Annotated in this window: 22 protein-coding genes and 1 pseudogene; 1 reads left to right on the forward strand and 22 read right to left on the reverse strand. The window is 62.3% G+C overall.

The window, feature by feature from the left end:
* From K0F86_RS27405 to ndk, 11 genes and pseudogenes are all read right to left on the reverse strand, one after another.
* A pseudogene (locus K0F86_RS27405) lies at positions 1-421 on the reverse strand (GTPase HflX); the annotation flags it as partial.
* Between the two features lie 114 nt (positions 422-535).
* A complete protein-coding gene (gene hfq, locus K0F86_RS06740; RefSeq protein WP_008450615.1) occupies positions 536-772 on the reverse strand; it encodes an RNA chaperone Hfq in 237 nt (78 codons plus the stop codon).
* A gap of 242 nt (positions 773-1,014) precedes the next feature.
* Complete coding sequence (gene der, locus K0F86_RS06745) at positions 1,015-2,361, reverse strand: ribosome biogenesis GTPase Der (RefSeq protein ID WP_219133698.1); 1,347 nt, start codon at positions 2,359-2,361, stop codon at positions 1,015-1,017.
* Positions 2,362-2,365: 4 nt separating this feature from the next.
* Positions 2,366-3,511 carry an outer membrane protein assembly factor BamB gene (bamB, locus tag K0F86_RS06750; protein WP_219133699.1) on the reverse strand — a complete coding sequence of 382 codons (1,146 nt, stop codon included), beginning with the start codon at positions 3,509-3,511 and terminating at the stop codon, positions 2,366-2,368.
* An 85-nt stretch (positions 3,512-3,596) separates the two neighbouring features.
* The gene (locus K0F86_RS06755) at positions 3,597-4,265 is read right to left on the reverse strand and encodes a tetratricopeptide repeat protein (protein ID WP_099762965.1); all 669 of its coding nucleotides are present in this window, start codon (positions 4,263-4,265) and stop codon (positions 3,597-3,599) included.
* A 54-nt stretch (positions 4,266-4,319) separates the two neighbouring features.
* On the reverse strand, positions 4,320-5,681 hold the full coding sequence (gene hisS, locus K0F86_RS06760) for a histidine--tRNA ligase (RefSeq protein WP_219133701.1): 1,362 nt from the start codon (positions 5,679-5,681) through the stop codon (positions 4,320-4,322).
* Between the two features lie 51 nt (positions 5,682-5,732).
* Positions 5,733-6,995: a flavodoxin-dependent (E)-4-hydroxy-3-methylbut-2-enyl-diphosphate synthase gene (ispG, locus tag K0F86_RS06765; protein ID WP_219133703.1), complete on the reverse strand. Its 1,263-nt coding sequence runs from the start codon at positions 6,993-6,995 to the stop codon at positions 5,733-5,735.
* A 39-nt stretch (positions 6,996-7,034) separates the two neighbouring features.
* Positions 7,035-7,949, reverse strand: coding sequence for a helix-turn-helix domain-containing protein (locus tag K0F86_RS06770; protein ID WP_306823182.1), 915 nt, complete (start codon positions 7,947-7,949; stop codon positions 7,035-7,037).
* Between the two features lie 67 nt (positions 7,950-8,016).
* Positions 8,017-8,748 (reverse strand): type IV pilus biogenesis/stability protein PilW, encoded by a 732-nt coding sequence (gene pilW, locus K0F86_RS06775; RefSeq protein WP_219133705.1) that lies wholly within the window; start codon positions 8,746-8,748, stop codon positions 8,017-8,019.
* A gap of 56 nt (positions 8,749-8,804) precedes the next feature.
* Positions 8,805-9,980 carry a 23S rRNA (adenine(2503)-C(2))-methyltransferase RlmN gene (gene rlmN / locus K0F86_RS06780; protein ID WP_219133707.1) on the reverse strand — a complete coding sequence of 392 codons (1,176 nt, stop codon included), beginning with the start codon at positions 9,978-9,980 and terminating at the stop codon, positions 8,805-8,807.
* A 124-nt stretch (positions 9,981-10,104) separates the two neighbouring features.
* Positions 10,105-10,521 carry a nucleoside-diphosphate kinase gene (gene ndk, locus K0F86_RS06785; RefSeq protein ID WP_070223377.1) on the reverse strand — a complete coding sequence of 139 codons (417 nt, stop codon included), beginning with the start codon at positions 10,519-10,521 and terminating at the stop codon, positions 10,105-10,107.
* Positions 10,522-10,741: 220 nt separating this feature from the next.
* Here ndk and K0F86_RS06790 point away from each other — a divergent pair, with 220 nt between their 5' ends.
* Complete coding sequence (locus K0F86_RS06790; protein ID WP_034752039.1) at positions 10,742-11,428, forward strand: Bax inhibitor-1/YccA family protein; 687 nt, start codon at positions 10,742-10,744, stop codon at positions 11,426-11,428.
* A gap of 62 nt (positions 11,429-11,490) precedes the next feature.
* Here the strand turns inward: K0F86_RS06790 and K0F86_RS06795 are convergent, their stop codons facing one another.
* The 11 genes from K0F86_RS06795 to K0F86_RS06845 form a co-directional block, all read right to left on the reverse strand.
* Positions 11,491-12,336 carry a LysR family transcriptional regulator gene (locus tag K0F86_RS06795; protein WP_219133708.1) on the reverse strand — a complete coding sequence of 282 codons (846 nt, stop codon included), beginning with the start codon at positions 12,334-12,336 and terminating at the stop codon, positions 11,491-11,493.
* Between the two features lie 12 nt (positions 12,337-12,348).
* Entirely contained in the window at positions 12,349-13,509 is a 1,161-nt protein-coding gene (gene cfa / locus K0F86_RS06800; protein WP_374197272.1) for a cyclopropane fatty acyl phospholipid synthase, read from the reverse strand.
* Positions 13,510-13,781: 272 nt separating this feature from the next.
* Positions 13,782-14,828, reverse strand: a complete 1,047-nt coding sequence (locus K0F86_RS06805) for a cupin-like domain-containing protein (protein WP_219133712.1) — start codon at positions 14,826-14,828, stop codon at positions 13,782-13,784.
* Between the two features lie 75 nt (positions 14,829-14,903).
* Positions 14,904-16,886 (reverse strand): glycosyl hydrolase family 18 protein, encoded by a 1,983-nt coding sequence (locus K0F86_RS06810; RefSeq protein WP_306823183.1) that lies wholly within the window; start codon positions 16,884-16,886, stop codon positions 14,904-14,906.
* Positions 16,887-17,349: 463 nt separating this feature from the next.
* Entirely contained in the window at positions 17,350-18,690 is a 1,341-nt protein-coding gene (gene rlmD, locus K0F86_RS06815; protein WP_219133713.1) for a 23S rRNA (uracil(1939)-C(5))-methyltransferase RlmD, read from the reverse strand.
* A gap of 134 nt (positions 18,691-18,824) precedes the next feature.
* A complete protein-coding gene (gene rpoS / locus K0F86_RS06820; protein ID WP_219133714.1) occupies positions 18,825-19,856 on the reverse strand; it encodes an RNA polymerase sigma factor RpoS in 1,032 nt (343 codons plus the stop codon).
* An 8-nt stretch (positions 19,857-19,864) separates the two neighbouring features.
* A complete protein-coding gene (locus K0F86_RS06825; RefSeq protein WP_219133715.1) occupies positions 19,865-20,782 on the reverse strand; it encodes a peptidoglycan DD-metalloendopeptidase family protein in 918 nt (305 codons plus the stop codon).
* Positions 20,783-20,824: 42 nt separating this feature from the next.
* A complete protein-coding gene (locus K0F86_RS06830; RefSeq protein ID WP_219133716.1) occupies positions 20,825-21,715 on the reverse strand; it encodes a protein-L-isoaspartate(D-aspartate) O-methyltransferase in 891 nt (296 codons plus the stop codon).
* A 9-nt stretch (positions 21,716-21,724) separates the two neighbouring features.
* Positions 21,725-22,462 (reverse strand): 5'/3'-nucleotidase SurE, encoded by a 738-nt coding sequence (surE, locus tag K0F86_RS06835; RefSeq protein WP_071076269.1) that lies wholly within the window; start codon positions 22,460-22,462, stop codon positions 21,725-21,727.
* A gap of 94 nt (positions 22,463-22,556) precedes the next feature.
* Positions 22,557-25,010 carry a tetratricopeptide repeat protein gene (locus K0F86_RS06840; protein ID WP_219133717.1) on the reverse strand — a complete coding sequence of 818 codons (2,454 nt, stop codon included), beginning with the start codon at positions 25,008-25,010 and terminating at the stop codon, positions 22,557-22,559.
* Positions 25,011-25,029: 19 nt separating this feature from the next.
* Positions 25,030-25,635, reverse strand: a complete 606-nt coding sequence (locus K0F86_RS06845) for a toll/interleukin-1 receptor domain-containing protein (RefSeq protein WP_219133902.1) — start codon at positions 25,633-25,635, stop codon at positions 25,030-25,032.
* Positions 25,636-25,637: the final 2 nt, after the last annotated feature.

A 25,637-nucleotide genomic window follows, 5' to 3' on the forward strand; every position in this document is an offset into this window, starting at 1 on the left:
CGCCCTTTTGCCGCTCAAGGTGGGTCCAGCCGCGGATCAGGCGCGTGGCCAGATGCTGCAACTGGGCCAGCTCGACTTGCAGCTTGCCCTCGTGGCTCTTGGCGCGCTGCGCGAAGATGTCGAGGATCAGGCTGGTACGGTCGAGCACCCGCACATTCAGGCGCTTTTCCAGATTGCGCTGCTGGGCAGGTGAGAGGGCATGGTTGAAGATGACGATTTCCAGGCCATCGTTGACGACGATGTCGCCAATTTCATCGGCCTTGCCGCTGCCGACGAAATACGCGGAATCGGGACTGGAACGCTTGGCCGTGATGGTGGAAATCGGGTCCGCGCCAGCCGAACGCGACAACAGCATGAGTTCTTCCATGCTGGCGGCGAAGTCGCTGTGACCGAAGTCAACCCCGACTAGTACGGCGCGCATGATGGCATCAGACAAGTTGCGGCGGACGCCGACGCCGATGCAAACGCATCAGCGCCGCTGGCGCGGACGGGGGCGATGGAGGGTGAAAGGCGCTGGGCCGTCAAGCTCAACGCTTTACTCCGCTTCAGATTCAATATTGAGATTGACGGCACGGGCCGGCACCACTGTCGAGATGGCATGCTTGTACACCATCTGTGTCACCGTATTGCGCAGCAATACGACATATTGATCGAACGATTCGATATGGCCCTGCAATTTAATGCCATTGACCAGGTAGATCGAGACAGGAACATGCTCTTTGCGTAATGCATTGAGGAATGGGTCTTGTAACAGTTGCCCTTTGTTGCTCATAACAGCTCCGTTTGTTTATGTTGTTGTGTAAGAATTGGAGGCGACTCGCTTGATTTCAAGTGCTCTCACACCTTTCAAAGAAAGAAAGATGCGTCATAGCTACTGTAACCTGTTTTCGCGATCGCTGTCGCGCATGGCGCATTAACACTTTATTATTTCCGTGCAAAAGCCATCGAATTGGCTGTCGGCGCCGCATTATCTCTGCGGCGCCTTAATATGCACTTAATCCAGCTGTTAACGCATTACTTGCCTGGCGTGCGCGCAAACGGGTTTTTACCCGTGCGCAGTTCGATGCGCAGCGGCGTGCCGACGAGGGCAAACGTATCGCGGAAGTGTTTTTCCAGATAGCGCTTGTACGGGTCGCCAACGGCGTCGAGCGCATTGCCGTGAATAACGATCACAGGCGGGTTCATGCCGCCCTGGTGGGCATAGCGCAGCTTCGGACGAATCGACCCCTTGCGGCGCGGCTCCTGCTTCTCCACGGCCTCGATCAGGGCGCGCGTCAGCTTCGGCGTCGACAGGTCGCACATGGCGGCCGCATACGCGGCGTTGAGCGACTTCATCAATGGAGCGATGTTGGTGCCCTTCAGCGCCGAAATGAAATGCATCTGCGCGAACGACAGGAAATCGAGCTTGCGGTCGATATCGATCTTGATCTCGTCGCGTTCGTGCGATTGCAAGCCATCCCATTTGTTCACGGCCACCACCAGCGCGCGGCCCGATTCCAGAATGAAGCCGGCGATATGCGCGTCTTGCTCGGAAATATCCTGCTGCGCGTCGAGCATCAGCACCACCACGTTGGCTTCGGAAATCGACTGCAGGGTTTTCACCACCGAGAATTTCTCGATCGCTTCAAACACCTTGCCGCGGCGACGGATACCGGCCGTATCGATCAAGGTGTATTGCTGGCCATCGCGCTCGAACGGAATCTCGATCGAGTCGCGCGTCGTGCCCGGCATGTCGAAGGCGATCACGCGCTCTTCGCCCAGCAGCGTGTTGATCAAGGTCGACTTGCCCACGTTCGGACGGCCGACGAGGGCGATCTTGATGCCGCGGTCGGTCTTTTCCAGCTCTTCAGGCTCATCCGGACGCTGCGCGAACGCCAGGTCCAGCATCACTTCGACAAGGTCGTTGACGCCGTCGCCGTGCGCCGACGAGATCGCATACGGATCGCCCATGCCCAATTCATAGAATTCGGACACGACGGCCGTATAGCGCATGCCTTCGCTTTTGTTGACCACCAACAAGACCGGGCGACCGCTCTTGCGCAGGAAGTCGACGATGGTCTTGTCATGCGGGGTCAGGCCTTGACGGCCGTCCACGATGAACACCACCACGTCGGCCTCGGCCACGGCCTGCTTGGTCTGCAGTGCCATCTGGTGCATGATGCCTTCCTTGGCGACGGGTTCGAAACCACCCGTATCGATGACCAGGAAGGGACGTTCGCCGACACGGCCTTCGCCATAGTGACGATCGCGCGTCAACCCAGGCAAATCCGCCACCAGCGCATCGCGCGAGCGGGTCAGACGATTGAATAAAGTCGATTTCCCAACATTGGGTCGACCTACTAGTGCAATTACCGGCTTCATTGTATTACTCGACCGCGAGAGCGGTCACTGTCCCTGATTGGGTTTGAAAAATCAAATTCGAACCGGCAACAACAGGAGCCGAAACAATCGGGCTACCGTCGGTGCTGACACGACCTATTAATGCGCCATCTTCCCGTGACAGGAAGTGGATATAACCTTGATAGTCGCCGACGGCGACACTGCGGCCGAAAGAGGCCGGCGTCGACAGGCGGCGGCGCGCCAGCGCCTCATTCTTCCAGGCACTCTGGCCGCCTTCGCGGCTGAACGCCACCACCGCGCCCTGGGAGTCGGCGGCAAACACGAAACGCTGGTCGACGGCCACGCCCACATCGGACGAGAACGGCTTGGTCCAGCGCGGCACGCCCGTGGCTGCATCGAAGCAGCCCGCCTTGCCCTGGTACGTGACGGCGCACACTTCGCCTTCAAACACCACCGGCGTGCCGGCGATGTCGGAGACGCGCTCCAGTTCGGTAGCGCCGCGCGGTTCGCTGACGACGATCTCCCAGCGTACCACACCGGTGGCCGCCGTCAGTGCCAGCAGCTTGCCGCCCGGCTGGGCTACATAGACATTCGCGCCGCCCAGCACCATGCCCGGCGCATTGCGCAGGGTCAGTGCCGGCGTGGCGCGCTGCACCGTCCACTTGCGCTCGCCCGTCCTGGCGTCAAAGCCGACGATGCGGTTGTCCACGCTGCGCACCACGACCACGCCCTGCCCCACGACGGGCGCCGTCAATACTTCGCTGGACGCCTGTGCCTTCCACAGCTGCTTGCCATCGGCGTCAAACGCCAGCACGGCGCCCTTGGCGGCGCCCACGGCCACCACGCTGCCATCGCTGCCGGCGCTTGACGTGATGTCGCTGCCGGCCTTGACGCGCCAGGTTTCACGGCCGCTGGCCGCATCCAGGCGCGCCAGCGCGCCATCGGCGCTGACCACGTACAGGCTGCTGCCGGCCAGCGCCGGCGTCAACGCGTACACGCCGGCCTTGCCAATCGAATACTTCCAGGCGTCGCGCACGGCGATGCTCGATTTTAACTCGACCAGCTTGGCCGGTTCGACTTTCGGGTCTTTCGAGGCGAACGGGTTCCACGACGAGCAACCGGCCATCAGGGCCAACAGACTTGCAGCTACCAGCTTTTCAGTGACACGCATAAGTGTTATCCAACCTTTTTCTTGTACTTGTAAGGGCAAGGCAGGCGGCGCACAACGCCGCGCGGCCACACCGTCAGTGTTCCTGTCAGGCGGCGGCCTTGTCAGCCTTGGCCTTGTCTTCCGGCACCGTACCGCCAATCGCTTCCAGTTTGACCTGAATCAGTTGACGGCCTGGATTGTTCTTGTCCGTCGCGGCTATCGCGGCCAGGTAAGCCGTGCGGGCATCGGCCAGCTTGTTTTGCGCCACCAGGATGTCGCCCTTGCGGTCGGCCACGGCGCCGGCAAATTGCGCCACGGTGGCCGTCGCCAGCACCTTCAACGCTTCATCGTAGGCTTTTTCGTCCAGCAGGACACCGGCCAGGCGCAGCTTGGCGATGGCCTTGTACTCTTCCGTGCCATGCTCGGCTACCCATTGCAGCTGGGTCTTCGCCGTTTTCAGGTCGTTCGCGTCGAACGCCACCTTGGCCGCGGCCAGGGCGCTCATCTGCGCATACGCCGTGCCGCCGAAACGCGACTGCATGTCGCCGGCCGCGCGCATCACCTTGGCCGTGTCCTTGGCGGCGATGGCGTTTTGCAGTTCGTCGTACAGCTGGCCGGCTTGCGCGGCCTGCGTGCGCTGGTAGTACTGCCAGCCAGCCCAGCCGCTGTAGCCTGCCAGCGCCACGATCAGGACCCAGGAGGTCAGATTGCCATTGCGCTGCCACCAGGCCTTCAGGGTTGCCAGTTGTTCTTGTTCTTCGTGATCGTATGCCATGGGTCGTCAGTTTTAATGAGTAGTTGATCGAGGGTAGTACGGTCTTGCTTCAAATCAATGGTGGTGATGCACGTGGCCGCCAGGACCGTGGTCGTGGCCGCAATCGTGGTCGCCAATGATCTGGTCCACCACGTAATCGACGACATCGTCGAACGGCACCGTGCTCTGCTGCGCGCCCGCATCGGCTTCGCGCATGGCTTTCACCGTCGCGACATTGTTGGCGATTTCATCGTCGCCCATGATCACGGCAAACGCCGCGCCGCTGGCATCGGCCTTTTTCATTTGCGTCTTGAAGCTGCCGCCGCCGTTGCTCGCTGCGCAATGTAGCACAACGTCGAGCCCCGCATCGCGAATCCGCTCGGCCAGCACGAACGCTTGCAAGCCTGCCTGCTCGCCCTGGTGCACCAGATACACGTCGCACTGGGCCGGTGCTTCCGGCTCGGCCGCATCCTTCATCAGCAGCACCAGGCGTTCGACGCCCATGCCGAAACCGACGGCGGGCGTCGATTTGCCGCCGAACATTTCCACCATGCCATCATAGCGGCCACCGGCGCACACCGTGCCTTGCGCGCCCAGCTTGTCGCTGACCCACTCGAACACCGTGCGGTTGTAGTAATCGAGGCCGCGCACCAGGCGTGGATTGATGGTGAACGGAATATTGTTGTGGTTCAAGATCTTCTGCACGCCGTGGAAGTGGGTCAGCGATTCCTCGCCCAGGTAGTCCAGCAGCTTCGGTGCGCCATTGACCAGGTCCTGCATGGCAGGGTTCTTGGTGTCGAGGATGCGCAGCGGATTGCTGTGCAGGCGGCGCTTGGCTTCTTCGTCGAGCAGCTCGCTGTGGCTTTCCAGGTAGGCGATCAGGTCGGCGCGGTGGCGCAGGCGCTCGTCCGCGTCGCCGATCGAGTTCAGTTCCAGGCGGATGCCTTCCAGGCCCAGGTCATCCCACAGGCGGCGCGACAGCATGATGATCTCGGCGTCGATATCCGGGCCCGTGAAACCGATGGCTTCCACGCCGAACTGATGAAACTGGCGGTAGCGGCCTTTCTGCGGGCGCTCGTGGCGGAACATCTGGCCCTTGTACCACAGGCGTTTCGGGCCTTCGTAGACGAGGTTGTGTTCGACCACGGCGCGCACCACGCCGGCCGTGCCTTCAGGACGCAGGGTCAGGTTATCGCCGTTCATCGAATCGATAAACGAGTACATTTCCTTTTCCACGATATCGGTCACGGCGCCGATGGCGCGCGCGAACAATTTCGTTTCTTCCACAATCGGCGTGCGAATTTGCTGGAAGCCGTAGCTTTGCAGCACGGATTGCGCCGTATTTTCAAACAATTCCCACAGCGGGGCATCGGCCGGCAGGATATCGTTCATGCCTTTGACTGCGGTGATCTTGTCGAGCTTTTTATTTTCGGACATAGTGTTCTCTTTAACTTGATTGTCGGATTACGCGCGTAGCGCTAATCCGACCTACGCTGCTGCGCCATAATGGCTTTTAACATAATTGAGGACGATGTCCTGGAATTCCTCGACGATGCGTTCGCCGCGCAGGGTGACGACTTTTTCGCCGTCGACAAAGACGGGCGCGGCCGGTGACTCGCCCGTGCCGGGCAGGCTGATGCCGATGTTCGCATGTTTCGATTCGCCTGGACCGTTGACGATGCAGCCCATGACGGCCACGTTCATCGCTTCCACGCCCGGATACGCTATCTTCCATTCCGGCATCTGCTCGCGCAGGTAGGTCTGGATGTTGTCGGCCAGCTCCTGGAAGGTGGTCGACGTCGTGCGACCGCAACCGGGGCAGGCGATGACCATCGGCGCGAACTTGCGCAAGCCCATGGTTTGCAGGATTTCCTGGCCGACGATGACTTCGCGCGTGCGGTCGCCGCCCGGTTCGGGCGTGAGCGAAATGCGGATGGTGTCGCCGATGCCTTCCTGCAGCAGCACGGCCAGCGCCGCCGTCGAAGCGACGATGCCCTTGCTGCCCATGCCCGCTTCCGTCAGGCCCAGGTGCAGCGGATAGTCGCAGCGCTGGGCCAGCTCGCGGTACACGGCGATCAGGTCCTGCACGCCAGAGACTTTACAGGACAGGATGATCTTGTCGCGGCCCAGGCCCAGCTCTTCGGCGCGCACGGCGTTTTCAATCGCCGACGTCACCAGCGCTTCATACATGACGGCTTGCGCCGGCCAAGGGTCGGCGCGGCCCGCGTTTTCATCCATGATGCGCGCCAGCAAGGCCTGGTCGAGGCTGCCCCAGTTCACGCCGATGCGCACCGGCTTGTCGTACTTGCAAGCCGCTTCGATCATTTGCGCGAATTGCGTGTCGCGCTTGGCGCCCTTGCCCACGTTGCCCGGATTGATGCGGTACTTCGACAGCGCGCGCGCGCAATCGGGGTAATCGTTGAGCAGGGTATGGCCGTTATAGTGAAAATCGCCCACCAGCGGCACGTCGATGTCCATCTTGTCGAGCTGCTCGCGGATATACGGCACGGCCGCAGCCGCTTCCGGACGGTCCACCGTCAGGCGCACCAGTTCCGAACCGGCACGCGCCAGTTCCTTGATCTGGATCGCCGTGCCGATGGCGTCGGCCGTATCCGTGTTCGTCATCGACTGCACCACCACGGGGGCGTCGCCGCCCACCCAGATCTGACGCTGGCCGTGCGCGATCAGTACCTTGCGGCTGTCGCGGCGGCCGGAAGGACCGGAGCCGATCGCTGTTTTCGAGGTAGCCATAAATATTATCTTCTGAGTTTGCTTGAACGATGACTGCAATTATTTGATGCTGACACGGGAAATCGTGCCACCGGCAACGGTGGGCAGATCCAGCTTGGCACCGCGCAAGGTTGCCTGCACGGCACCCGGCTTGCCCACCACCAGGGTGGCCGGTCCCGCGATATCGAACGTTTCCGTGCTGCCCGCCTTGACCATGCGCGAAATCAGCGGCGAGCTGCCAGGGCGGCGGATTTCCACCCAGGAATCCTGCTCCACCTTCAACACCAGCGTATTCGCGCCCACGGTAGCGGCAGCGGCGGCAACGGGCGGCGTGACGGCGGCCATCGCCGCCGGAGCAGCTGCTGGCGGCACGGCGGCGGCAGGCGCCGAAGCGACGTTGGAGACAGGCGCGCCCGTCTGCGTATCGTTGCCTGGCGGTGGCGGCACGGAAATCAGCGGCACGGACGGCGTCTGCACGGGCGTCAAGTCCTGGCCCGGCTTGATCAGGGTCGTTTCCACGGGGCCCACGTCCGCATGCACGGTTTCTTTCTCGGCGTGCGAGGACAACAGGCTGGCCGGTACATAGCCGAGCTTGTAGGCGCCAAAGGCGGCCGCCACGACGACGGCCACGGCGCCGGCGATCCAGAGGGGAGTCTGGTTCGACGAACGCTGCGTCATCGACGGGAAGCGCGACTCGGAAAACGTGGCGGAAATTTCACGCCGCACGGGCGCGGCCGGGTCTTGCGCCGGCGCCGGATGGACTTCGATCATGGCCACCAGCGGCGCCGCGTCGAGACGCACCACCTTGGCGTAGGCGCGCACGAAACCGCGCACCACGGCCAGGTTCGGCAAGGCCGCCATGTCGCCCTCTTCCAGCGCGATCACCTGGCGTGGCGCCAGCTTGAGCTGGTCGGCCACCTGTTCCACCGGCCAGCCCAGCGCTTCGCGCTGCGCCTTCAACTGTGCACCTGCCAACGCAAGATTGCCCTGGGGCTGCTGCTGAGGCGTTTCTGCCCACTCTGAATTCATTGGTATCCCTGTCTCACTCATCAAACGCCCCATTTTGATAAGCAGCATATTCGGGGGAGCCGGAATGGTGGTGGCGCAAAAGCGCCCCCAGGCCAGCTTCCGCACCCGCATCCCCGAGCTTATGCTGCACCTTGATCCCGAGCCACAGCACATCGGCCGCCTGGCTCTCCATTGTCGCTACTTTACCGAGCCGCTCAAGGTAATGAGCCGCTTGCCGGTAGTCCTGCTGTTCGTAATACACGCGCACCAGGCCGGCATACGTGATTGCCGCGCCAGGTGCGATGCGCTCCGCCTTGAGCCAGTAGCTGGCGGCGCGCGGGTAATCTTGCATGACCAGGCTGCACGCCGCCGCATTATGCAGCGCCAGTGCAGGCGTGCCATAGGCGGCATCTTGCAATGCGGCATCAAAATACGCCAACGACTGCGCCGCGCGCCCGGTCTGGCACAGAAACTGGCCATAATTATTGCTCAACTCGGGATTGTGGGGCGCGAGGCGCAATGCGTAAAGAAAATCTTTTTCAGCAGCCCCAGGTTGGCGCAGGGCGGCAAAAATCAGGGCGCGCATGCCGCGCACCTGGGCGTTGTCCGGTACCAGCTGCACCGCCTGCTCTGCCTCGGCCAACGCCACCACGAACTGGTCTTGCATATAATAGGCGCTGGCCAGCTGCAAGCGCAAGGCGGCGCGCTGCTCGACCGATGCGGCTTGCTCCTTGTCCGCGGTGGCAGCACAGCCGGCCAGCAGCACGCCCAGGCTGACAACAGCCGCGGCAAGTGCGCCAGGATAAGCCATGCTTCCCCGCATCAGGAGCGGATCTCCACGATCTTGCCGAAATTGGCGCCAAATTTCTGTTGATACTCGGTCATCTTTTCCATGCGTTCCTGCACCCGTGTGCGGTCCTTGACTTCGCCGGCCAGCTGGCCGCAGGCCGCATCGATATCGTCGCCGCGCGTCTTGCGCACGGTGGTGATGATGCCGCCATCCATCAGTACCTGGGCAAACGCCTTGATGCGCGGGTTTTTCGAGCGGAACAGGCCCGACTCGGGGAAAGGATTAAACGGAATCAGGTTGAACTTGCAGTTCACGCCGAACTCGCGGTCTTGCACCAGCGCCAGCAGTTCGTGCGCGTGCTCGTCGCTGTCGTTGACGCCATCGAGCATGCAGTATTCAAACGTGATGAAATCGCGCGGGGCGAATTCCAGGTAGCGCTTGCAGGCCGCCATCAATTCCTTCAGCGGGTATTTCTTGTTCAGTGGAATCAGCCCATCGCGCAAGGCGTCGTTCGAGGCGTGCAGCGAGACGGCCAGGGCCACCGGCACTTCCTGCGACAGCTTGTCCATCATCGGCACCACGCCCGAGGTCGACAGGGTCACGCGGCGGCGCGACAGGCCGTAGGCGTTGTCGTCGAGCATCAATTTCAGGGCCGTGACGGTCGGCTCAAAGTTCAGCAGGGGTTCGCCCATGCCCATCATCACCACGTTGGTGATCTGGCGCTCGCCTTTCGGGCCCGGCTCGATGCCCTTGGTACGGCGCAATTCGAATTCCGCCATCCACAGCTGGCCGATGATTTCGCCAACGCTGAGGTTGCGGTTGAAGCCCTGCTTGCCCGTCGAGCAGAAACGGCAGTTCACGGCGCAGCCGGCCTGGGTCGAGATGCACAGGGTGCCGCGGTTTTCTTCCGGAATGAACACGGTTTCCACGGCATTGCCATTGCCCACGTCAACGAGCCACTTGCGCGTGCCATCGGTCGACGTGTGGTCGCTGATGACGGCCGGGGCGCGCACTTCGGCGCGCGTGGCCAGCTTGTCGCGCAGCGACTTGGCCAGGTCCGTCATGGCGTCGAAGTCGGAAGCGCCGAACTGGTGTATCCAACGCTGCAATTGTTTCGCACGAAACGGTTTCTCTCCCAACTCGGCGCAGTAGGCGATGAGTTGCGCGGGATCGAGGTCCAGCAAGTTGGTGAGGGTCGTCGTATTCATGATCTTGTCTATTCTAAAAATCCGTCCCCGCGCGCATCAGGAGCAAAGCACCACAGCGCAGCGGGAACAGGGGGTGATAAGTTATTTCACAGATAACGCCAGGAAATAACGTTATCTAAGGCAATTAAGCCTTCAGTTCTGGGAAGAAGTAAGCGATTTCCACTTTAGCAGCTTCGACAGCGTCGGAACCGTGTACGGCGTTGGCGTCGATCGAATCGGCGAAATCGGCGCGGATCGTGCCTTTTTCTGCTTTCTTCGGATCGGTCGCGCCCATCAGGTCACGGTGGGCCAGAACGGCGTTTTCGCCTTCCAGGGCCTGGATCATGACTGGACCGGAAACCATGAAGTCGACCAGATCCTTGAAGAAGCCGCGCTCTTTGTGCGCTGCGTAGAAGCCTTCAGCTTGTTCGCGCGACAGTTGGGTCATGCGTGCCGCAACGATTTTCAGGCCAGCGTTTTCAAAACGGGTGTAGATTTGACCGATTACGTTTTTTGCAACTGCGTCTGGTTTGATGATCGACAGGGTGCGTTCGATTGCCATGTGTGAAAACTCCAATAAAAAGTAAGGTTTAAACGGTAAATTGATAACTCAATCAACCTTTGATTTTACCATACTCCACCCCATATCACCCAGACAGGCAGGGGGCATCCTTCCCTGCCGCTTGAGTTTAATGAAATCTTAAGCTGCTTTTTTGGCAAATTCCGCCCCTCATGCTATCCTTGGGTAAAGTAGTAATTTGAATTGACAACACGGAGGCACTATGAATCAGAACATGCAACGCACCTTTGACCTGTCGGGGGGCATGCAGCAAGTCCGCCATCAGGTCTTGCGCAACACTTACTGGCTGCTGGCACTGTCCATGATACCGACCGTGCTGGGCGCCTTCATCGGCGTGCAAATGCATTTGCCGATGCTGACCGGCGGCATGGGCTTCATCATCTTCATGGCCGTCGCATTCGGCTTCATGTACGCGATCGAGAAAACCAAGAACTCGGGCCTGGGCGTTGCCGTCCTGCTGGGCTTCACCTTCTTCATGGGCCTGATGCTCACGCCTATCCTGACGCGCACGCTCGGCTACTCGAACGGCGGCATGCTGATCATGACGGCGTTCGGCGGCACGGCCACCATCCTGGCCGTGATGGCGACCATCGCCACGGTGTCGAAGCGCGACTTCTCGGCCATGGGCAAATGGCTGTTCGCCGGCGTGATCGTGCTGATCCTGGCATCGGTGGCGAACATCTTCCTGGGCCTGTCGGCACTGTCGATCGTGATCTCCATGGTCGCCATCGCCATCTTCTCGGCCTACATCCTGTATGACGTGCAGCAAATCATCAACGGCGGCGAGACCAACTACATCTCGGCCACCCTGCGCATCTACCTGGACGTGTATAACATCTTCACCAGCCTGCTTTCCCTGCTGGGCTTCGCCGGCGGCAGCCGCGACTAAGCGCGGCGATTGAAACAGCAAAAAGCCGACCCACGGGTCGGCTTTTTTTACGTCTGTCGAACCTACTTGATCTTCTCCGCCACCGCCAGCAGGCAGGCGCGGGCGCGATCCAGGGTCGGGTTGTCGCGCTGGGCCGCGTAGACGGCGTAGGCGGAGTGCGAGAATTCGGGCGCGTCGCGCACGCGGTGCAGCAAGCCGGCATCGAGATAGGGTTGCGCGCTGCCGATGCGAAAGTAACTGGCGCCACCCACTTCCAGCAGGTAGACGAGGGCCAGCGGCCCCAGCGAAATCGAGACGGGCGGGCTGCTCAGCTCGGGATACGTCGCCTGGTGGTTGGCCGCGAAGCTGGGTCCCCAGTCCACATACACATACGTATCGGCATGCATCTGCCCGTCCGCGCGCGTGGTCACCATCACCAGCTTTTCCTCGGCCAGCAATTCGCTGGCCAGGCCCGGACGCTGCGGCGGGTTGTACAGCACGGCCAGGTCGAGCGAACCGTCGTGCACGGCGTCAAGCAGGCGCGCGGGACTGTCGACTTCCGCGCGCAAGGCGATCTCGGGGCAATCGCGGCTCATGCGTATCAGCCAGTCGCCGAGCAGCGGCTGCCACAGGCTCAGCTCGCAGCCGATGCTGACGGCGTCGTCGCGCCCCGGCGGCAAGGCCACCTGGTGGCGCGCCCGCTCCCACACCTGCACCATGGTGGCCGCGTGGCGCATGAAGCGCTCGCCGGCCGACGTCAGGCGGGCGCCCGCCTTGTTACGCACAAACAACTGGCGCCCCAGTTGCTGCTCCAGCGTGCGGATGCGGGCGCTGACGGCCGTTTGCGTCACGTGCATGCGCTCGGCCGCCATGATGAAGCTGCCGCAGGAAGCCACTTCGAGGAAGGTACGCGCTTGATTGATATCCATCAATCCATCATATCAGCTGATGCGCGCATAGCCACCCAATACACCCTGCTTCGACAAGACCCATTGCCACAGCTGCAAGTCGCGCGCGCGGAAGGCACCGGCGCAGGACAGCAAATAGTATGACCACATGCGGTGGAAGCGCTCGCCCAGCTGGGCGGAAAACTGCGGCCACGCCTGCTCAAAATTGGCGTGCCAGGCCATCAGGGTCTTGTCGTAGTCGGCGCCGAAGTTGTGCAGGTCTTCGGCGACAAACAGATCATCGATGGCGTCACCGATTTGCCCGATCGACGGCAAGTCGCCATTCGGGAAGATGTATTTGTCGATCCACGGGTCGCACGCGGATTGACGCTTGTTCTTGCCGATCGTGTGCAGCAGGAACAGGCCGTCGTCTTCCAGGCAGCGGTGCGCCACCTCCATGAAGGTGCGGTGATTTTTATGCCCCACATGCTCGAACATGCCGATGCTGACGATGCGGTCGAATTTTTCATCGGTGTCGCGGTAATCCTGCAGGCGGAAGTCCAACTTGTCTCCGCCCGGCATGCCGCGCGCATACGCGACCTGCTCTTGCGAGATGGTCACGCCCACGCACTGCACCTGGTATTTTTCCGCCGCATAACGCATGAAACTGCCCCAGCCGCAGCCGATGTCGAGCACGCGCATGCCCGGCTCCAGCCTGAGCTTGCGGCAGATCAGATCGAGCTTGGCTTCCTGCGCCTCGGCCAGGTTGGCCGCATCCTTCCAGTAGCCGCACGTATAGGTCATGCGCGGATCGAGCATGGCCGTATAGAAGGCGTTGCCCAGGTCGTAGTGTTCCTTGCCCACCATCCACGCGCGGCGTTCCGTCTGCAAGTTGAACAGGCGCGCAGTCAGCGCATGGAAGAGCAGGCGCATGGGGCGCACGTCGTCGGCCACCCTGGCGCGCAACAGATGGCAAAAGAATTCGTCGAGCTGGCTCGCATCCCAGTCGCCATCCATGTACGCTTCGCCCAGGCCCAGGTTGCCGCTGGCGAAAGCCCGTTCCGGCACGCCCGGTTTGCGCAGTTGCATGTCCCAGGCGGCGCGGCCATTCAGGTGGATGTCGGCCCTGGCCAGCAATTCGGCCGCTTCGCGGGTCAGCCGCGTGTCGAGCTGGAGTTCAGTACTACCTGCTGGTGCTTGCTGTAACTGTGTCATTTGCTGCGTGTTCATGCCCTGCCGCCTCCAGATGGTTGTCGGTGCTGGCGCGCCATCACGCCCCCTCAGAGGCCCGGCGACACACCAGCCATAAAATTATCCGCCCGCCATGGCCATCTGGATAATGAAACATCATGGTCATTCATATCAAAATAATTGCTGCAAAATGATTTAAATAAATTATTTTATGGAAATATCTTATACAAGATACCTGCCGTACAATGAAAAAAGCCGCCCGTAAGGCGGCTGTTCGCGGCAAGTAAGCCCTACCATCAAAAGTCGTGATTCGACGGATACTTGCTGTAAAAATCGTTATCCCATTTGAAGTTGGTAAACGCCACCGTCATCGATACGTCGAGCGCTTCGACGAAATGCCAGCAGCCAACGGGCAAAAACAGGATTTCGCCCGGTGCCAGCACGCATTCGCGCACCTGCACGTCGGCCATCAGCGGATAGCGCCGCAGGTCGATGTCGCGCCCGTCGACGGGGGTAAAACAGTGGCGCTGGTTGTACACGCGCGCCACCTCGCAGGCGGCCATGATGCGCAGCCGCTTGCGCCCTTTGACTTGCGCCATGAAGTTGTTCGTCAGGTCGTGGTGGAACGGCGTCACCGTGCCGGCCGGACCAAACCATAAAAACCCCGTCGGGCCGCCACTCTGCTCCAGGTATTCGGGCAGCTGACCGATATCGTCCCACAGCTCGCGCAAGGCTTGCCGGTTTTGCGAATCGTTGTTCGCCGTCATATAGAAATCGTTGGTCGCGCCGCTGCCCTCGACCAGGCTGGCGTACTCGCCGAACGCCATCTTGCGCTTGTGCGCCACGCTGTTCATTTCGTACTGGGCGTCCGCTTCGCGGCCGAACTGCACTTCCACTTCGCGCTGCGCAAAATGGTCGCGGAAGTAGGCCGGGCTCCATTTTCGGATCGCCGGCCACTCATCCAGCATGCCCGTGATGATGACGGGCTGGTTGGTGGAATAGTACTCGTCGAGAAATTCCTGCGCCGTCAATTTGTCGCGACGCGGTATCTCGGGCGAACGCAACTGGTTCAGCTTGCGCTGGATATCGATCACCCAGTCGCGCTTGGCCAGCCGGTTCGACAGGCGCACGGCGCCGGCCAGGTAGGGGCTGTGCAACGCAAGTTCGATTTCGCGGCGCGCCAGGCCTTCCGCGATGCCAGCCTGTTGCAGCACCGGCATCAACGCCGACGGATGGCTGCCCAGCATGAGGTTTTCCGCGATCCAGCTGCGCCACTCGCGGCCCAGCTCCGGGTCTTGCTTCTGCTCCAGCTGTTTTGCTCCCACTGTCGATACGGCCGCCATTACCTGTCTCCTTTTTATATGCATCAGCGGCCGGACAGCATGCACTGTCCGGCCGCGCCCTACCCTAACGACGCATTACCGTACTTTCCATACCTCGGTCGCCAGCACGCCATTCGCATCGCCATCGAGTTCCCACGAGAACGCGCCGCGCAAGCCCTGGTCTTTCACATATTTCACCTTGGTGCCGATGACGGTCGGGTCGTCATAGCTCCACCACTGGCCGCCCGCCCCCGTGTACAGGTACAGCTGCCTGGTCACGGGATGGTAGTAGCGCGTGCCGCTCTTGGCGACGAGGATTTTATAGTCCTCGATGCCCGACTCGTAGGTGCCCGGCGCCGTGCCCGTGGCAGCCTGGTACAGGCCATCGCCGTTCGGCCCCGGCGCCACGCCCGTCCAGCCGCGGCCATAGAACGGTATGCCCAGCAGCAGCTTGTCGCGCGGCACGCCGGCGGCAATCATGTACTGCACCGCCTTGTCGCCCACGTATTCGCGCGCCATGCCCGTCGATGGATCAGCAGGGTCGGCATACAGCTGGGCGTTGAAGTTGGTGCTGTTTTCCCAGCCGCCGTGGAAGTCGTACGTCATCAGGTTGATCCAGTCCATGTACTGCGAGTACAGGGCCGGTTCCGTGTTGTCGATCTTGTCCTTGCCGGCACCGACAGCGGCCGTCAACAGGTAGCGCTTGCCGTTGGCGGTGCCGAGCGCATCGAGCTGGCTGCGGAATTCCGCCATCAGCAAGGTGAAGTTGCGCTTGTCATTGGGGCTGACCGTGTTGTACGGCTGGCCGCCGCCGACCGGGTATTCCCAGTCGATGTCGATGCCGTCAAAGATGTTGGCCGCCGCACCCGCGCCACCGCGACCGCCCTGCACCGGCAAGTTGCCTTTGATGTAGATATCGATGCAGGAACGCACCATCTGCTTGCGCAGCGCATCGGTGGCCGAACCGACGGAGAAGTTCTTCGACCAGCTCCAGCCGCCCAGCGAGATGAACAGTTTCAGGTTCGGGTGCGCCGCCTTCAGCTTTCTCAACTGCAAAAAGTTGCCCGACAACGGTGCGTCCCAAGGAATCGCCTGGCCATCGACGGTGCGCTTCGGCGTGCGGATGTAGTCGGCCTCGGCATCGCCGCCCGTGCCCGCGTCCGGCGAATTCGGATTCGTCGCGCCCGGCTCCGTCTTGGTGATCATGGCGCATTCGTAGCCGCCGTTTTTCGGATAGATATTGCCGAAAGCGTAGTTGATGAAGGTCAACTTGTCGGCCACGCCGCTGGAGTGCACATTCGCCACTTCATAGTCGCGGCCATACACGCCCCACTGCGCGAAGTACGACCCCACTTCGCGGCCAGTCGGCGTTGGCGTTGGCGTCGGGGTAGGAGTCGGCGTTGGAGTAGGTGTCGGCGTTGGCGTTGGCGTCGGGGTAGGAGTCGGCGTTGGAGTAGGTGTCGGCGTCGGCGTCGGTGTCGGGGTTGGAGTAGGCGTCGGGGTAGGCGTCGGCGTGATGCTGCAGATTTCCTGGCTGGTCCACGGCTTGCCCGTGCCGGCGGCGCCGCTGCTGGTCGACGGGTTGTCGCCCTGCGTCCAGTAGTTGGCACGGTAATTCGTGCCCGCATAGCTGACGGTGGCGCCCGCGCTGTAGGCCGTGCCGGCTGCCCAAGCCAATGCGCAGGTGCCGCCGGTTGGCGTTGGCGTCGGGGTAGGCGTTGGGTTCGGCGTTGGCGCCGGAGTCGGCGTCGGCGTCGGCGTCGGGGTTGGCGTTGGCGTCGGGGTGGGAGTCGGTGTCGGCGTGGTGCCGCCATCGCAGGTGCCGCCCGCGCTCCACAGACTCGGCGTGGAAACGGGATTCCAGCCGGAGCCCACATGATCGGTCTGCGTCACCAGGGCCGTGTAATTGGCGCCCAGGTAAGTGACCACCGTGCCCGCGTTGTACGTGCCGCCCTCTTGCCACGGCACGCAGGCGACCACCGTGCTGGCCGCCAGCAATTGCGAGCCGCCGGGCGCGCTGGCGTCGCCACCGCCGCCGCATGCCGCCAGCACGCCACCGCTGGCCAGACATACCATCATGTTCCTGATTGTTTTTTTGAGTATTAAATTTTCCACGTTGTCTCCTGTTCAGGTTTGCGGAAATACAACTCTGCTTCAATGAAAAGCTACCCTGTGATTTTGTTTTTTGCAGTTGCAAGAACAGCATGCTGCTGAAAAAATAGGCGGTCAAGTGGTTTTGAAGTGGCCTCGAAGTGGGCAATACCACTTCGCGCAGAAAGCGCAGCGGCACAGCCAGACGGCGTGTTGTCCTACTGGACAATGAAAAAACGGCAGAGGGAAGATGCAAAAAGACGCTGGATCGGGAAAAGACAGACCAGTTGTACAATACGCTGTGAGTGGTATTAGCGCGGAATCCAGGCCAGCGCATGGATAGCCTCGGCGCGCCTGAAAAACGTTCAGAGCAAGGCGCCTTGCCGAAGACAGTACGAATAGTACGGCTAGGCAAGGCAACGCAGCTATGGACGTTTTCTCAGGTGTGCCCTCAGAGCAAATCAAATACCGCCATCGACTCTACGTGGGACGTATGCGGGAACATGTTCACCACGCCCGCCTTGCTCAATACATAACCTGCTTCCAGTGCCAGGATGCCGGCGTCGCGCGCCAGGGTCGACGGGCTGCACGACACATACACGATACGTTTCGGCAGCAGGTCGGGGCGCACTTGCGACAGGCCGACCAGCGCCTGGCACAGGGCCATGGCGCCATCGCGCGGCGGGTCGACGAGGATGCGATCAAAACGGCCCAAGGCGATCAGGTCGTCGGTGGTGACTTCGAACAGGTTGCGCGTCGAGAACGAGGTTTTTTCCGCCAGGCCATTGGCCAGTGCGTTTTCCAGCGCCCGCTCCGTCAGCGTGGTGCTGCCTTCGATGCCCACCACTGCGCTGCATTGCGTGGCCAGCGGCAAGGTGAAATTGCCCAGGCCGCAGAACAGGTCGGCCACGCGGTCGGTCGGCTGCACTTCCAGCAAACGCAGGGCTTTCGACACCAGCACGCGGTTGATGTGGTGGTTCACCTGCGTGAAATCGACGGGCTTGAACGGCATCTTGACGCCGAATTCCGGCAGCAGGTAATGCAATTGCTTGTCCAGCGGATAGAACGGCACGGCCGTTTCCGGCCCTTTCACCTGCAGCCACCATTGCACGCCGTACTCGTCGGCAAAGGCTTTCAATTTCGTTTCATCGTCCGCCGTCAACGGCGCCATGATGCGCAAGACCATGGCGGTGACGTCTTCACCGACGGCCAGCTCGATCTGCGGCATCTGCTCGAAGATCGACAGCGAAGCAATCAAGCCGCGCAGCGGCAGCAGCATGGCGGAGATATGCGGTGGCAGGATTTCGCAGCTATCCATGTCGGCGACAAACGCCGATTTCTTTTCATGGAAGCCCACCAGCACGGCGTCTTTCTTCTTGACGTGGCGCACGGACAGGCGCGCGCGGTAGCGGTAGCCCCACGTCGGGCCATACATGGGGCGCATGATGCTTTGCGGACGCACCTTGCCGATATGCCACAAGTTATCTTCCAGCACGCGCTGCTTGATCGCCACCTGCGCCGACGGCTCCAGGTGCTGCATCGAGCAGCCGCCGCAGTTATCGAAATGCTTGCACTTGGGCGTCACGCGCATGGACGATTCACGGTGCAGCGCCGTCATGCGGGCCATTTCCCAGTTTTTCTTTTTCTTGAACGTCACAAAGCTGACGCGCTCGCCCGGCAATGCGCCTTCGACAAACACGACCTTGCCCGGCGAGCCGTCTTCGTTTTCAATATGGCCAACGCCACGGGCGTCCATGTCGAGCGATTTGATTTCGATGATATTTTCTTGCATAGCGATCAATAGGTAAGAGTGGGCCAGGACGCAGGGCCGCGCTGGAACTTGAAAGAATCGGGGAAAGGTCAGGCGCCGCGAGCGGGGCGTATGATAGCAGATGCAGGCCGACAAAAGCCGGACCGGCCGCCAGCTTAGAGCAGAGAGTCGCGCACCACGCCGCGCGCCGCCATGGCACGTTTGAGTTTAATCAGGGCTTCCTGCTGGATCTGGCGCACGCGCTCGCGCGTCACGCCCATTTCCTCGGCCAGGGTTTCCAGCGTGGCCGGATCGTCGTTGTCCAGGCCGAAACGGCGCATGATGACGACGCGCTGCTTGTCGGGCAGCTTGGTCAGCCAGTCGCGCACCAGCACCGTCATTTCATGGTGTTCCGCGCGCGCGTCGGGGCTGTCTTCGCTGGCGCCGGGCAACATGTCCATCAGCGACGACTGCGGATCGTTGTCGAGCGGCGCGTCGAGCGAGGTGGCGTGCTCGGACAGGGCCAGAATATCCTGTACCTCTTCCACGGGACGGCCCACCAGGTGGGCGATGTCTTCCGCGGTGGCATCCTTGCCGTCGTGATGCTGGGCTTCCAGGTGATACTTTCCGCGCAAAATCTGGTTCAGTTCGCGCACCATGTGCACGGGCAGGCGCACCGTGCGCGCCTGGTTCATGATGGCGCGCTCGATGCTCTGGCGTATCCACCAGGTGGCGTAGGTGGAAAAACGGAAGCCCCGTTCGGGTTCGAACTTGTCGATGGCGCGCATCAGGCCGATGTTGCCCTCCTCGATCATGTCGAGCAAGACCACGCCGCGGTTGATGTAATGCTTGGCGATCGACACAACCAGGCGCAGGTTGTGCTCGATCATGGTTTGCCGGGCCTCGAAATTGCCCTGCTTGGCCAGCGTGGCGTAATGCACCTCTTGCGCCGCCGTCAGCAGGGGCCGCGTGCCGATCTGGTTCAGATAGTGCTGTGTGGTATCGGTCGACAGCTCGGCCGCCAGCACTTTTTTGAGTTCATCGACACTTTCGACCAGCACGCTGACACTGGCCGCCTCGCCGCCCTCGCCCGCGTCGACGGCATCAATACCGTCGAGTTCGCCGGCATCGTCTGTCACGACTTCGTCTGTCCCGTCTTCCGGCAGGTCCGGCTCATCGTCCAACTGATCGTGCGGCGCGTGTGTCATTGCTTTACCTAACGGTTAGGCAGGAATTTCGAAGGGTCGACAGGCTTGCCCTGCTGGCGGATTTCAAAGTGCAGCTTCACGCGGTCGGCATCGGAATCGCCCATTTCAGCGATGGCCTGGCCTTTGTTGACGTTCTGCCCTTCCTTCACCAGGATGCTGCGGTTATGCGCATATGCCGACAATAAACTATTACTGTGCTTTACGATGACAAGATTACCATAACCACGGATTCCGCTCCCGGCATACATGACTTTTCCCGCGCCAGCCGCCACCACCTGCTGGCCCGCCTTGCCCGCGATATCGACGCCCTTGTTCTTGCCTTCGTCGAAAGTGCCGATGACCTTGCCTTCGGACGGCCACATCCAGCTGATCTTCTCGTCGCCAGGCGCCGATGCCGCAGGGGCTGCCGCGGCGGCGGCCGGTGCGGCGGCGACAGTTGCGGCCGGCGCAGGCGCCGGCTTGGCGTCGGCACTGCCGCCCTCGGCGCGCAACTCGGCCAGGGCGGCGTCGGAATACGCGCGCTTCTCGCCGCGCGGGCCGGTTTTCTTCGGCACGACGGGTGCGGCCGGCTTGGTTTCCGTCACCGGCGGCATGACGATGGCCGATGTTTGCGCGCCGCCCGTGTCGCCATTCGGCGGCAACACGCGCAATACCTGGTCGACCTTGATGTCGTTCGGGTTGCTCAAGTCATTCCAGGCCACCAGGTCGCGGTAATTCTGGCCGTGTTCCAGGGCGATGCGCAACAGGGTATCGCCGCGCTTGACCGTGTAGTAGGCCGGGTCGCGGTCGCGCGGATCGCTGGCGGCGGCGCTGCTGCCCGATGTATGACGCTCCACGACGGGTGCCTGGACGCCCGTGGTGCCGCAACCGCTCAACAGCGCGGCCAAGGTGAGGCTACATAGAAGTATGTTACTTTTCTTAATCATTCGCATGTAATTGTATGTCCTGCTTGCTAGCTGATCCGGGGATCATATGGTGCCCGGGCGCAAAGGCACGAAATGGCAGTCTTCCAGGGTCTGGCTGGTCCATTCCATTTTCCCCACCCGGGTAATGAGTTGTAAGTGTTGCAATTTAGCCCCCACCGGCGCAACCAGACGCCCGCCGGGCGCCAGCTGTTCCAGCAAGGCTTGCGGGACTTCCAGGCCGGCTGCGGCAAGGATGATCCCGTCGAAGGGCGCCGCCTGCGGCAGGCCAAGCATACCATCTCCGTACTGCAAGCGCAGATTTGACACGCGCAGCGGGCGCAGATTGGCCTTCGCCAGCTCGTGCAGGGGCCGGATGCGCTCGATCGAATACACCTCTTTCGCCACCAGCGACAGCACCGTTGCCTGATAACCGCAGCCCGTGCCGATCTCCAGCACGCGCTGCAAGTTGCCGCCCTGGCGCATCACTTCGATCATGCGCGCCACGATATACGGCTGCGAAATGGTCTGATGGTGGCCGATGGGCAAGGAGGCGTCGATATACGCCTGCGACGCCAGCGCCTCGTCCATGAACAGATGGCGCGGCACGGCTTGCATGGCGTCGAGCACCACCTGGTCCTTGACGCCCTGTTTCGCGATGCGCGCTACCATGGCCCGGCGTACGGCCTCCGACACCAGCGGATTTTGCCGTGGCGGCGACAGCACCGCCGGCTGCGCCCGCTCATTGGCGATGGCCTGGGCACGCGACGGCGCGATGGGCAGCGTGGCGCCATGGTACGGCGCGCCTCCCCTGGCCGCATTTTGCGCCGCATTCTGCGTCGCCGTCTGCGGCGTGGCAATGCGCGACTGCGCCAGCGACTGCCCCCCGCCCTGCCTGGCGGGCTTGCCGGCCAGCGAATCGAGGGTAAGGGGGAAGGTACGCGGCTTGTCAGTCATAGTGAGCGGTCATGCCAGGCCTTTTGCCAGTGCATCGAGTTGGGTGGTATGGGTCAGGTCGATCTGCAGCGGCGTGATCGAGACTTGTCCATGTTCAACGGCGTAAAAGTCCGTGCCAGGACCGCCTTCCTTGGCGGCGCCGGCGGGGCCGATCCAGAAGATTTCACGGCCACGGGGGTCGAGGGCGCGGATCACGGGCTCGGCCGAATGGCGCTTGCCCAGGCGCGTGGCGACCACGCCTTGCAATTGTTCATATGGAATGGCGGGGATGTTCACATTCAGCAAATACGGTTTCTGCAGGGCATCGAACTGGCGCTCGACGATTTCCCGCGCCACGCGGGCGGCCGCGTCCAGGTTGGCCCAGCCGAATTGCGACTGGGAAAAGGCGATGGCGGGAATGCCGAACAGATAGCCTTCCGTGGCGGCCGCCACGGTGCCCGAATACAGGGTGTCGTCGCCCATGTTGGGACCGTTGTTGATGCCGGACACCACCAGGTCGGGGCGCTCGATGAGCATGCCCGTCAGCGCCACGTGCACGCAGTCGGTGGGCGTGCCGTTGACAAAATAAAAGCCGTTGGCCGCCTTGTGCACGGACAGGGGCCGGTCCAGGGACAGCGAATTGGACGCGCCCGAACGATTGCTGTCGGGCGCCACCACAACGATTTCCGCAATGGGCGCGAGCGCGTCGGCCAGGGCCGCCAGGCCTGGCGCCAGGTAACCGTCGTCGTTACTGATAAGAATTCTCATAACGAGATTTTACCTGAAGCAATGCCAACACTGCGCGTGCCACGCGCCGAATGGCAGCATTATTTATGCCGCCGCGCTGACATGGCGCAAGGCGTCAGCGCTGCTCGATGCGCGCTTCCGATAACGCCCCTTCCAGCGCCTGCACTTCATCCTCCTGCAAGGCCAGCAAGGCATTCAGGTCGCCTTGCAATTTATACATTCTTTTCATCTGCGCCATGCCGCGCCTGCGCAGCTTGCCCGGCACGCCCGGACGCAGCAGACCGGACTTCAAATGTTCGGCCAGTTCGCCCGCCTGCGCATACTGTTCGCGCTCGATCATGCCTTGCAACATCGAGATCATGCTGGCCAGGGTGTCCGGCTCGGCCACGTCCTGCCCGCTGGCGCGGCCGGCCAGGATGGTTTCCTGCAAATGCCGGGCGCCGTCCAGCACGCTGTCCGCATGTCCCGTGACGGGCGCATTCAGCAAGCGGTCGCTGCCACTGAGCACGGCGTCTTCCAGCAGGCGCGCCGCCTCGCTGTCACCCTGCTGCTGCAGGGTGCCGGCCAATTGCTTCTTGCTGTGCAAGGTATCAAGGTGGTCTTCGCCCAGCAGGCGCGCATGCACTTCCAGCACCTGCTCCTGCACGCTGCGCGCCGCATCGAGCTCGCCACGCCGCAGCAGCGCCTCGGCCAGCTTGCGCTGGCTCATCAGGGTTTCAGGATGGTCGAGCCCGTGCGTGCGCTCACGCGCCGCCACCTGGTCTTCGTGCAGCTGGCGCGCGCCGGCCCAGTCGCCCTGCCCGGCCACGATATCGGCCAGCAAGTCGCGCGTGGCCAGCGTGGCCGCATGGTCGCTGCCCAGGCGCCGCTCCTGCACCTGCAGCACGGCAGCGAGCAGGCGCCGCGCGCCTTCCAGGTCGCCTGCGCGCCCCAGGGCCTGCGCCAGGGCCAGCTTGCTGCGCAAGGTATCGCCATGCTCGGCGCCAAACAGGCGCTCGCGCGCCGCCACCACCGTGCCCAGCACTTGCTGCGCCTGCGCCAGCCGCCCCATGCGCAGCAAGGTGGCGGCGCGGCCATCCATCGCTTCCAGCGTCAGCGGATGCTCGCTGCCCAGCTGGCGCGCGTAGCTTGCCAGCACGGCATCGCGCAGCAGCAGCGCCGCCGCCATTTCCCCCTGCAGCAACAGCGTTTGCGCCAGGCAAGCCCGGGCGGCCAGGGTGTCGGGATGCTCGCTGCCCAGCACGCGCTCGCGCACATCGAGCACGTCTTCTTCCAGGAAGCGCGCTTCATCGAGCTTGCCCAGCTGGCGCAGCAGGCGCGCCATGCCGCTCTTGCACGCCAGGCTGTCGGGATGCTCCTCGCCCAGCAGGCGTACGCGGATCTCGACGCTCTGGCGAAAGGCATCGAGCGCCTGCGCGCTGCGCCCGTCCTTGCGGTACAGCTCGCCCAGGCGGGCCAGGTCGCGCGCCAGCGGCAGGGCCACGGCGCGGCCCGGTTCGAGCAGCAAGGCCTGGCGCGCTTCGCCGATGGCGCCCAGCAAGGCGATTTCACGGCTCGATTGCCAGGGAAAGTAGCCGCCCGTCATCCAGTGCAAAAAGGCTTCGAAGGTGCGCGTGAGGGAAAAGCGGTCGCCGCCCTGGTCGATGCGCACGGCCAGCTGTTCGCCATAGGCAAAGGTTTTCGTCTGCTGCAGCTGGACTTCGTCGAAATAGCTGTCGAGGGCAATCTGCGGCAAGCCGTAGGAGGTGCGCAGCAGGCGCTCGAACATGGGCTGGAAGCCGGCGATGCCCTTGTGCGCGTCGCCGCGCCGCCACTCTGCCCGCTGCGCACCATCGCCCATTTCTATGCGCGAAGGCAAGGGGTAGACGAGCAGCGGACGCTGTTCATCCTCATGACTGCGGCGGTATTCGATGGCACGGGTGACGAGCGCGTCGACGCCTTCCAGGCTTTGCCGGTTCGGCGTGAAGACCACCACCAGCTTTTTCGGCAGCAAGGTGGTGCAGATACCGGCGCTGTCCGTGCGGCCCGTGCGCGAATCGACCAGCACGTAGCGGAAATGCTGGGCCAGGGTATCGGCGAAGCAGCGGAACAGGGCCGGGCAAGTGTCGAACAGCTGATCCCAGCGCATCTGCGCCAGGCGTTCGCTGTAGCTGGCATCGAAACGCCCCGCGCGCATCAGGTACAGCGGGCTGCCCTGGTCGACGCGCACCACGTATTGCTGCCAGTCGATGGCGTCGAGCACGCGTTGCGCCAGCGCCGCATCGTCGCGGCCTGCGCCCTGCCCGCCGCCATTTTCAAGGCTGATGCGCTCGAGCTGCTGGCGGCACGCCTCGAAGAACTCGAGCACGCCCGGCCGTTCCTCGTGCTGCTCGAAATAATGGTGCAGGCCCGGCGCTTCCATGTCCCAGTCCAGCATCAGCACGGGCACGCTGGCGTTTTCACGGCGCGCCAGCAGGACGGCGATGTTCGACAGGGCCATGGTGCGGCCGGTACCTCCCTTGTAAGAATAGAAGGTGACGACTTCGCCAGGGGCGCTCAAAGGCGGCAGGGAGAGGCGTTGGCATTCCATGACAGGACCTTTTACGTGATTAACGCGGAAAGTGGGGAGGCGGAATGGCGCGCCATTCCGGTGGAATATCGGGCAACACGAAACGGCTGCAATCGTGGCCGGGCGGTGTTGACCGCTTGAGCAAGTGGTAATGCTTGGCGATGCGCTGCACGATGCGGTCGATGTCGGGCAAGTATTGCGGATTCGACTTCAGGTCGCCGCTGGCCAGCGTATAGCCGGAGAAATCGACGTACAGTCCCGACTCCGTGATTTGCGGTGGCAAGCCGTCCGGATGGCGCGTCATGATGATGGGGATGATCAGGTGGCTGGGCAGCTCATACCAGGCGCGCCGCTCCTGTTCGATTAGTTGCATGGCAGCAAATTCACGCCGCGTATAGCCGTGCGCTTCATATTTGGGCGTGTACAGCACGATCATGCAGACGCTCTGGCACATGGCGCGCGCCACGCGCAGGTCGATATCGTCGCCGCCGCCCAGTTGCTCGCTGTCGATGAACAGCACTTCTTCACGGTCGAGGTGCGGTTCCAGATAGCAAGCCAGCGCCTCGATGAGATCATTCTTGAACTTGTTCATGAACGCATATTGGCCGTGTGCATAGCTCAAGAAACAGCCGTAGCGGATCTCCATGG

This window comes from Janthinobacterium sp. UMAB-60 (genome assembly GCF_900095235.1).
In the GTDB taxonomy this organism is placed as follows: domain Bacteria; phylum Pseudomonadota; class Gammaproteobacteria; order Burkholderiales; family Burkholderiaceae_D; genus Janthinobacterium.